The sequence below is a fragment of the Acidithiobacillus sp. TH-A67 genome (genome assembly GCF_057473545.1).
In genome coordinates this window covers 18,421-27,194 of record NZ_JBYCKU010000041.1, presented here as the reverse complement: position 1 = coordinate 27,194, position 8,774 = coordinate 18,421, and the positions used below count along the sequence as shown (strand labels likewise).

Annotated in this window: 9 protein-coding genes; all 9 read left to right on the top strand. The window is 58.0% G+C overall.

The window, feature by feature from the left end:
• Positions 1-319 precede the first annotated feature (319 nt).
• The 9 genes from AC2VNM_RS06650 to AC2VNM_RS06610 are packed head-to-tail and all read left to right on the top strand — an operon-like array spanning position 320 to position 8,757.
• On the top strand, positions 320-1,252 hold the full coding sequence (locus tag AC2VNM_RS06650; protein ID WP_483166808.1) for a methyl-accepting chemotaxis protein: 933 nt from the start codon (positions 320-322) through the stop codon (positions 1,250-1,252).
• A 17-nt stretch (positions 1,253-1,269) separates the two neighbouring features.
• Positions 1,270-1,641 carry a response regulator gene (locus AC2VNM_RS06645; RefSeq protein WP_308389103.1) on the top strand — a complete coding sequence of 124 codons (372 nt, stop codon included), beginning with the start codon at positions 1,270-1,272 and terminating at the stop codon, positions 1,639-1,641.
• Positions 1,642-1,643: 2 nt separating this feature from the next.
• On the top strand, positions 1,644-1,967 hold the full coding sequence (locus tag AC2VNM_RS06640) for an STAS domain-containing protein (RefSeq protein ID WP_483166809.1): 324 nt from the start codon (positions 1,644-1,646) through the stop codon (positions 1,965-1,967).
• Complete coding sequence (locus AC2VNM_RS06635) at positions 1,964-4,168, top strand: chemotaxis protein CheA (protein ID WP_483166807.1); 2,205 nt, start codon at positions 1,964-1,966, stop codon at positions 4,166-4,168. The genes AC2VNM_RS06640 and AC2VNM_RS06635 overlap by 4 nt, the downstream gene beginning before the upstream one ends.
• 11 nt (positions 4,169-4,179) lie before the next feature.
• Positions 4,180-5,817 (top strand): methyl-accepting chemotaxis protein, encoded by a 1,638-nt coding sequence (locus AC2VNM_RS06630; RefSeq protein ID WP_486913051.1) that lies wholly within the window; start codon positions 4,180-4,182, stop codon positions 5,815-5,817.
• A gap of 10 nt (positions 5,818-5,827) precedes the next feature.
• Positions 5,828-6,364, top strand: coding sequence for a chemotaxis protein CheW (locus AC2VNM_RS06625; RefSeq protein WP_483166805.1), 537 nt, complete (start codon positions 5,828-5,830; stop codon positions 6,362-6,364).
• Entirely contained in the window at positions 6,348-7,166 is an 819-nt protein-coding gene (locus tag AC2VNM_RS06620; protein WP_483190132.1) for a CheR family methyltransferase, read from the top strand. The genes AC2VNM_RS06625 and AC2VNM_RS06620 overlap by 17 nt, the downstream gene beginning before the upstream one ends.
• The gene (locus AC2VNM_RS06615) at positions 7,163-7,684 is read left to right on the top strand and encodes a chemotaxis protein CheD (RefSeq protein WP_483166803.1); all 522 of its coding nucleotides are present in this window, start codon (positions 7,163-7,165) and stop codon (positions 7,682-7,684) included. The genes AC2VNM_RS06620 and AC2VNM_RS06615 overlap by 4 nt, the downstream gene beginning before the upstream one ends.
• Positions 7,681-8,757, top strand: a complete 1,077-nt coding sequence (locus AC2VNM_RS06610) for a protein-glutamate methylesterase/protein-glutamine glutaminase (protein WP_483166802.1) — start codon at positions 7,681-7,683, stop codon at positions 8,755-8,757. The genes AC2VNM_RS06615 and AC2VNM_RS06610 overlap by 4 nt, the downstream gene beginning before the upstream one ends.
• Positions 8,758-8,774: the final 17 nt, after the last annotated feature.

The following is an 8,774-nucleotide window of genomic DNA, read 5'->3' as shown; positions in this document are numbered from 1 at the left end:
CTATAGAAGCACTCTCTGTACCTGACAAAAGTGGTAAACTATGTTCTAATAAAAATATATAGTTATACTATATATTATCAGAAGGCTACCTCCGTGCTGGTTCAAATCAACCGCATTATCTAGTTTATATCAACCGTTATGGTGTATTTAAACCGCGCCTACCGCCGATTCTGACCCTGTCAGTAGGAAAATTGGCATCTTGCAATTTCATAAAATTCTACTATTTCTCTTCGCGGGTTGTATTGGCGGAGTGGCCATTCAAGTTCTCGCGTTCTGTGCCGTTACTAGGTCATAGATAGATTCGATCAGTAGGATTGTTATGCACGAGGCAATAGAAAACAGCGGCGAAGTGCTGGAGACGGTGACCAGCATCCTGACCCGGCAGCTCGCCCTCAGCCGTGAACAGTTGGAGCAAGCCATCACCGATATTGTCGGTCGCTTTACCGGCCTGCACCGTCGCTTGAGTGAAGCGGTGCTTTCTTCCCAGGGTACATCCGGCGAAGAAGGCGCCGCGGAGGCGAGACAGCACTTTCGCGAAACCGAAAGCGAGCTGCAGATGATCCTGCGCCATATCGAAGCTTCGGTGCAGCAGCACGAAGCCAACCAGGCGACCATTGCCGCCCTCATGCAGCAGGTCAATGTCCTGGAACAAATGGCGCGAGAGGTGGGGGAGATTGCTGCGCAAACTACGCTCCTAGCTCTCAACGCGGCCATCGAAGCTGCCCGTGCCGGCGAACAGGGGCGTGGCTTTGCGGTGGTGGCTGACGAGGTGCGCAAGCTTTCCTCTCGTTCCAAGGAAAGCAGTGTGGCGATGGCCGAAAACGTCAAGGAAATCGTCAAGGCTATCCGCCAGGTCGTCGCGGCAGCGGATAAATCCATCGAGGAAGAAAGGGCTTTCCTGAAAAATGCGAGGGAATCGACGCGCAACGCCCTGGATCGCGTCGAGCAGATGACCGAAGAGCTCTGCACCTCTCAGGCCAGACTACAACTGGAAGGAACGCAAATCGCTGAGGATATGAATCAGCTCCTGGTCACTCTGCAATTCCAGGATCGCGTCAATCAGATTCTGCAGCACGTCGAAGAAGGTCTGGCTGAATTGCCGCGGCATCTGCACCCCAGAGAAAGCCTGCAGAGCGTCCAAGACTGGCTGCAGTCCATGGAGGACCGCTACAGCACGGCCGAGGAGCGGGCCGCCCACCGCAATGAAGGTGTCGCGACCGCTGGCGGTGGCGACGACATCACCTTTTTTTGAACCAAAGGGATAGCGCAATGGCAAAAACGATTTTGATAGTGGACGACTCGGCCTCCTTGCGGCAGGTAGTACGCATTGCTCTGGAGGGGGCGGGGTACGAGGTGCTGGAGGCTGGTGATGGTGTGCAGGGTCTCGCCCAGCTGCAGGCTGCCGCTCGCGTTCATCTGATCATCAGCGACGTCAATATGCCCAATATGGATGGGATCACGTTTCTGAAAAATATCAAACAACTACCCAACTACAAGTTCACGCCGGTCATCATGCTGACCACGGAAAGTGGCGACGAGATGAAGCAGGAAGGCCGCGCCGCAGGTGCCAAGGCTTGGGTCGTCAAGCCCTTTCAGCCACAGCAGTTGCTGGCGGCCGTTGCCAAGCTGGTATTGCCTTGACCATGGAAATCCGCGAAGAACGGCACGGCGAACAACTGCAGCTTGGGCTGCTGGGTAATCTGGATATCTACGCCGTTGCGCAGTTGCGTGAACGCCTGCTTTCCGCTTTGGCGTCCGCGCACACCCTCAATATCGATCTGCAGCAAGTGGAGGAAATCGACGGCGCTGGTCTGCAATTGCTCCTTGCCCTGAAGCGGGGTGCTAGCGAACAGGGTTGCCAATTGTCCCTGAGTAAGCACTCTCCTGCGGTCGTCGAGGCCATGGAACTCTGTCGCTTGTCGTCCTTTTTCGGTGACCCGATTCTATTGCAGCGTGAGCAAGCATGATGATGGATATCGATCCCGCGCTCCAGGGCGCCATGGAAACCTTTTTCGAGGAAAGCCGCGACCTGCTGCTGGAGATGGAGCAGATCCTGCTCGGCGTCGAAACCCATGGCCTGGAGGCCGAGCAACTGAATGCCCTGTTTCGGGCCGCGCACACCATCAAGGGATCAGCCGGACTCTTTGGTCTGGATCCTTTGGTACGTTTTACCCATCGGCTGGAAAACCTGCTGGACCGCATCCGTGGCGGGCAGCAGGTCTTCGCTGCCGAACAGATGGTTCCCTTGTTACTCGCCTGCGCCGATCATCTCGGGGCGTATCTTGCGATGCTACAGGGGTCAGACGCCTTTCAGCCCGACTTTCTCGCCGAGGACGTGCGTCTTCTCGAAGCCCTGGAGGCGGTGCAGCAACGCCAGCCGGAACGAAGTCGCCTGCCAGCACCGGCAAGTGATCGCCCGGCGTCACCCGTGGCGCAACAGGCAGATACCTCTGCCCCAGCAGATCAGCCGCGTGCGTCCCAATCTGCCAGCTGGCATATTTCTTTGCGCTTTGGCGTGGACACCTTTCGTGACGGCATGGACCCGCTGTCTTTTCTGCAGTACCTACGACAGATGGGAGAGATTCTGGGCCTGGTCACCCTGACCGATCAATTGCCCAAGCTTGCCGAGCTGGATCCTGAAAGCTGCTATCTGGGTTTCGAGATCGCCTTTGCCAGTACTGCCAGCAAAGCGGAAATTGCTGCGGTCTTCGATTTTGTCAAAGACAGTTGCACTCTCCACATCTTGCCCAGTCATGATCGCCTCTCGGAATACCTGCGGATGATCGAGTCCCTCCCCGAAGCCGATCACAAACTGGGGGAGATCCTGGTTGCTGTCGGTTCCCTTACCCCCGAGGAGCTGCAGCAAGCCCTCGGGCAGCAACGGGAGGAAGAAGATCGTAGTGGTCAACATCATCCCTTGGGTGAGATTCTGGTTGCTTCTCAGATGGTCCAGGAGCCGCTGGTCCAGAGCGCCCTCGCCAAGCAACAGCAACAACGCGCCCAGCGGCAGATGCTGCGCATCCATGCCGAGGAGCTCGATCAACTGGTCGATCTGGTTGGCGAACTGGTCATTGCCAGCGCAGCCAATCGCCTGCGTGCCCAGGAAGAAGAGCGTGAACTCAGGGTGGAGGCGGCGGTGCAGGTTGCACGTCTGGTCGAAGAAATCCGCGATCGTGCCCTGCATTTGCGCATGATCGAGGTCAATGAAATCTTCCAGCGCTTTCCGCGCGTGGTGCGCGATACCGCCAAGCAGTTGGGCAAGGATATTCGCCTGGAGATTCATGGGGAGCAGACGGAACTCGACAAAAGCATGGCGGAGAAAATCGTCGATCCCCTCATGCATCTGGTGCGCAATGCCATGGACCATGGCATCGAGCCTGCAGCAACGCGGCAGGCCACCGGCAAGGATCCGCAGGGACGCATCCTGCTGCTGGCGCGCCACGATGCCAGTGGCATCCTGATCGAGGTCCAGGACGATGGCGCCGGCCTGCAACGCGACAAGATCCTGCGTAAGGCGATCGAAAAGGGCCTGGTGCAGGAAGATCAGAAACTGAGCGATGCCGAGGTATTTGCCCTGATCTTCGCCCCGGGATTTTCCACTGCCGAGAAAATCAGCGATATCTCCGGACGGGGCGTGGGTATGGACGTAGTCAAACAGAATATCGAGTCCATCCGCGGAAGCATCGATGTCGAGAGCCAGCCCGGTCAGGGTACCACTATTCGTATCCGCCTGCCGCTCACCCTTTCCATCATCGACGGCTTTGTGGTGCGGATTGGTAAGGGCCTCTTCGTGATTCCTTCCGACGCCGTCGAGGAGTGTCTCGAATACCCGCAAGTCGAAGCGACGGGATATCTGCAATTACGCGGTCAGCCCCTGCCACTGCTCGATCTTGCGGCGATGTTCCAGGTAGAGCGGGACGCCGGGAGCCGACGCAATGTCATTGTCGTGGGGCAGGGCTCCGAACGCATGGGGGTGCTGGTCGGCGCTATTCTGGGCAATCAGCAAACGGTCATTAAACCCCTGGGACGCCTTTTCGAATCCTTACCCGGCATCTCGGCGGCCACCATTCTGGGTAACGGTGAGCTCGCCCCGATCCTTGATATTGCCAACCTACTCCAACACCACACCCGGCCTAGCCGCACGGCCCAGCCGACCAAATCTTCATAGGAGATCCAACGATGTTTGCTAATCTGCGTATCGGTACACGGCTCAGCCTTGCCTTTGCACTCTTGATTATCTTTCTGATGGTGGTCGGTGGTATCGGGTGGTGGGGTGCGCAGCGGCTCAAAGCCGATCTGGAAACGGTTACCGGAACCGTTGCCACGAATGTCGATAAAATCAACTCCATCATGCTGCATGTCGGGCGGATGAAGGCCGACTTCAATCTGGCGTATGGTCTGCCCGCGCAAGCGGAGCAGGCATCTGCCCAGATCGCTCAGATCGATAGGCAGATCCGTCCGTATTACCCATATCTCGAGAAAAGCCTGATCAGCCCGGAAGCGCGCACGGATCTGCGCGAATCTCAGGCCACCTACGATACCTTCTATCGTGCCGAGCAGCGGTATTTACAATTGCTCCGCGCTGCCGCCCAGGATCCCAAGACGGAAACCCAGGCGATCGACGCAGCCAATAATTTCTTCAACAGCCAGGTTATTCCCGCGGAGCGGCATCTATACGCCGTCAATCATTCGCTACGTAGCGCGGCAGCAAGCACCCTGGAGGCCAAGCGGAAACAGGGAGCAGCGGACGCAAAGATGGTCAGTACTGTAACCGTGGTCATCGCCGTGCTTGCCATCATCGCCAGTATCCTCATCGCTTGGGGTTTGTCGCGCTCCATCACCCGTCCGCTGCTCGAAGCGGTACGGGTGTCTGAGCGGGTCGCCGAGGGGGATCTCAGCGTGCAGGTCGAGGCGCGGAGCAAGGACGAAACGGGACGGCTGATGAGCGCCATGCAGGCCATGGTGCAAAACCTGACCCAGATCATTGGCGATGTCCGTGCGGCCGCCGACAATCTGTCGAGCGCCTCGGAAGAGGTCAGCGCCACTTCCCAATCCCTGTCCCAGGCGGCCTCGGAACAGGCGGCCAGTGTCGAAGAAACCTCCGCTACCCTGGAGCAGGCGGCTGCTTCCATCAAGCAGAATGCCGAAAATGCACGGGTCACCGACGATATCGCCACCAGCGCGGCAAAAGAGGCGCAAAGGGGTGGCGAGGCGGTCAGTCAGACCCTGCAGGCGATGAAGGACATCGCCGAGCGGATTGGTATCGTCGACGATATCGCGTATCAGACCAATATGCTGGCGCTGAATGCCGCCATCGAAGCGGCACGGGCCGGAGAACACGGCAAGGGCTTCGCCGTGGTCGCCGCTGAGGTGCGCAAACTGGCGGAACGCAGCCAGGTTGCGGCACAGGAGATTGGATCTCTGGCCAGCGGCAGCCTCAAGGTCGCCGAAAATGCCGGCCAGGCCCTGGAAGCCGTGGTACCTGCCATTGCCAAAACCTCGGATCTGGTACAGGAAATCAACGCGGCGTCCAACGAACAGGCCGCTGGCATCGATCAGATCAATGTGGCCGTGGGACAGTTGAATCAGGTAACGCAGCAAAATGCCTCGGCCTCCGAGGAGTTGGCGGCGACTGCCGAAGAGATGAGCGGGCAGGCAGGACAGCTACAGGAGCTCATGGCCCGTTTCCGCCTCGGTAACGAGGCGCAGCGCCAGGGGCGCAAGTCGGCCAAAGCACCGGCGAGCGAGCACGGCGTTGCGCACCTGCCCAAGGGTACGTCAAGCATGGCAGCGTCCGAAGAATTCGTACGCTTCTGAGGAGGGCAAAATGGCACAGGTCCCTGCTACTACCGGCGAGCCAGCGACAGGCAGCGCCGGACAGTTTTTGATTGTGCAGCTGCAAGAAGAAGCCTTCGGCCTGGATATTACGGTGGTGCGCGAAATCATTGCCTATGTGGCGCCGACGCCGGTCCCGATGATGCCGAATTTTGTGCTGGGCGTCATCAATCTGCGTGGCCAGGTGGTGCCCGTCATCGATATGGCACGTCGCTTTGGCCGCAAGCCAACCACTATTTACAAGCGCAGTTGCATTATTATCCTGGATTTTGCGGACGACGGGCAACGCCAGCGTATTGGTGTCGTTGTCGATGCGGTCAATGAAGTCATCGAGTTCTCTGCGCAGCAAATCGAGGTGCCTCCCCAATTCGGCACGGGACTGCGCACCGATTTTCTGCGTGGCATGGGAAAAATCGATAGTCGATTCATTGTGCTGCTGGAAATGAAAAAGGTACTTTCCCTGGAGGAAATGGCGCAATTGGTAGCTCTGCGTGGCACGGAAACCGAAACGGATGAGCAAAGCGTCTGATTCTTCGGGTGTTGTTCCTACCCTCCAGGAATATCAAAAATTGCAGCAGTTTCTGTTTTCCGAGGCGGGTATTACCTTGGGACCAGGAAAGCAGGCCATGCTGGCCGGGCGTCTGGGAAAACGGCTGCGGGCACTCAATCTACCCAGCTTTTCTACCTACCTGCAGCATCTCTCCAGTGATGCTGCGGAGCGCCAGCTGGCCGTCGATCTACTCACCACCAACGAAACCTATTTTTTTCGGGAACCGAAACATTTTGCCTTTCTGAGTGAGGTGGCAATTCCGGAGTTTCATGCGCAACAAAAGGTACGTATCTGGAGTGCTGCCTGCTCCTCGGGGGAAGAGCCCTATAGTATCGCGATGGTACTGGCGGAAAGACGTGGCCAGCGGCCTTGGGAGGTTCTCGGTTCAGATATCAGCCAAAGCATTTTACAGAGAGCCCGCGCTGGCGAATATCCCCTCGCCCGTGCCGAGAAAATCCCGCGCTCCTATCTGCAACGTTTCTGCCTCAAGGGCATTGGCGCACGGGAGGGAACTCTACAAATTGATGCAGCCCTGCGGCAGCGCGTGCAATTTCAGCAGATCAATCTAATTGGCTCATTGGGGAGTGGGGACGATTTCGATATGATCTGGTTGCGGAACGCTCTTATTTACTTTGATATTGAGACAAAGGTAGCGATTTGTCAAAAGTTGTTACAAAAACTGCGACCTGGGGGCTATTTTCTGGTGGGGCATTCGGAAAGCCTGCAAGGCATGATCGGTGGGCTGGAGATGGTGCAGGCCGCCGTGTATCGCAAGCGATGAATGTACAGCGGGAAATTTTTCTGCAGCCGGGGGATTGGTACTTTGGCGGGCCCGATCTGGTGCTCCGTACTTTGTTAGGCTCCTGTATCGCCGTGACCTTGTGGCATCCGCAGACACACACGGGTGGCATGTGTCATTTTCTGTTGCCGCGCCGTTTTGGTGCCTCCGATGGTCGCCTGGATGGCCGGTATGGGGAAGAGGCCATCGCTGCCCTGCTGCGCGCGTTGCAGCAGCAGGGAAGGCGGGCCGGGGAGTTTCACTGCAAGATTTTCGGCGGCGGTAACATGTTTGGCAGCCCTTTGAACAAGGAGCCGGTGGCCAGTAACGACCAATGCACCGATGTCCCCTGTCGCAATATCCGCGCCGCCACCACGCTGGTACGCGATGCCGGTTTCGATCTGCAGGGTGTACATGTGGGTGGCGCGGGTCATCGCAATCTCTCTTTTTATCTCCATTCGGGGGAGGTGCTGTTGCGTTTTGTCGGCAATGATGCCCAGATCTGGCGGAAATCCCAATGAATCCCATCCGCGTTTTTATTGTGGACGACTCGGCGGTGGTCCGGCAGATACTGCAAGCGGCCCTTGACCAGGATCCCGGCATACAGGTGCAGGGAACGGCGCAAGACCCCCTTTTTGCCTGGCAACGCATTCAGGGGCACTGGCCCGATGTCCTGATCGTCGATATTGAGATGCCGCGCATGGACGGTATCAGCTTTTTGCGCAAGATCATGGCCGAGCATCCCCTGCCGGTACTCATCTGTTCGAGTCTAGCCGAGTCGGGCAGTCAATTTGCCATCGATGCCTTGGCCGCCGGTGCGGTACAGATTATCACCAAGCCGCAGTCCGGTGTGCGGGAGTTTTTGCAGAAGGATGCGCCGGCGATCATTCAGGCGGTCAAGACCGCGGCGCGGGCGCGGGTGCGAGCCCTGCCGCAAGCCAGCGCACCAGCGACTCCAGCCAAAACCGCGGCAAGTTCTGGTCTACAATTGCTCGCCCAGCGCAGTACGGAAAAGGTCATTGCCATTGGCACCAGTACCGGCGGCACCCAGGCGTTGGAGTTTGTCTTGCAGCGACTTCCTGCCACGCTGCCGGGCCTGGTGATCGTCCAGCATATGCCGGAAAAATTCACCGCTGCCTTTGCTGCGCGGCTGAACACGATCAGCGCCCTCGAGGTACGCGAGGCCCAGGACGGTGACCGAGTACTGAGCGGCAGAGCACTGATTGCTCCAGGTGGCAAACATATGCGTGTAGCGCGTTCAGGTGCGCAATTTATCGTACAGGTCTTCGACGGGCCACTGGTGAAGCACCATCGGCCCTCGGTAGATGTGCTTTTCCGCTCGGTGGCCGAGGTGGCAGGGTGCAACGCTTGGGGCGTGATCATGACCGGTATGGGTGACGACGGCGCCCAGGGCCTTGCCACCATGCACCAGGCGGGGGCCCATACCCTCGCTCAGGATGAGAATAGCTGCGTGGTCTTTGGTATGCCCAAGGAGGCCATTCGGCTCGGTGGAGTGGACGAAATTTTGCCTCTCGAGCAAATTCCGCAGCGGTTGATACAAGCGACTGGAACGGGCAGTGTCATCAGAGCCTGAACCCAGGAGCCTTCCAG

What these genes read in the sequence shown, in the direction of transcription:
- AC2VNM_RS06650 (WP_483166808.1), top strand. Translation starts at nt 320, where the DNA reads ATGCACGAGGCAATAGAAAACAGCGGCGAAGTGCTGGAGACGGTGACC.
- AC2VNM_RS06645 (WP_308389103.1), top strand. Translation starts at nt 1,270, where the DNA reads ATGGCAAAAACGATTTTGATAGTGGACGACTCGGCCTCCTTGCGGCAG.
- AC2VNM_RS06640 (WP_483166809.1), top strand. Translation starts at nt 1,644, where the DNA reads ATGGAAATCCGCGAAGAACGGCACGGCGAACAACTGCAGCTTGGGCTG.
- AC2VNM_RS06635 (WP_483166807.1), top strand. Translation starts at nt 1,964, where the DNA reads ATGATGATGGATATCGATCCCGCGCTCCAGGGCGCCATGGAAACCTTT.
- AC2VNM_RS06630 (WP_486913051.1), top strand. Translation starts at nt 4,180, where the DNA reads ATGTTTGCTAATCTGCGTATCGGTACACGGCTCAGCCTTGCCTTTGCA.
- AC2VNM_RS06625 (WP_483166805.1), top strand. Translation starts at nt 5,828, where the DNA reads ATGGCACAGGTCCCTGCTACTACCGGCGAGCCAGCGACAGGCAGCGCC.
- AC2VNM_RS06620 (WP_483190132.1), top strand. Translation starts at nt 6,348, where the DNA reads ATGAGCAAAGCGTCTGATTCTTCGGGTGTTGTTCCTACCCTCCAGGAA.
- AC2VNM_RS06615 (WP_483166803.1), top strand. Translation starts at nt 7,163, where the DNA reads ATGAATGTACAGCGGGAAATTTTTCTGCAGCCGGGGGATTGGTACTTT.
- AC2VNM_RS06610 (WP_483166802.1), top strand. Translation starts at nt 7,681, where the DNA reads ATGAATCCCATCCGCGTTTTTATTGTGGACGACTCGGCGGTGGTCCGG.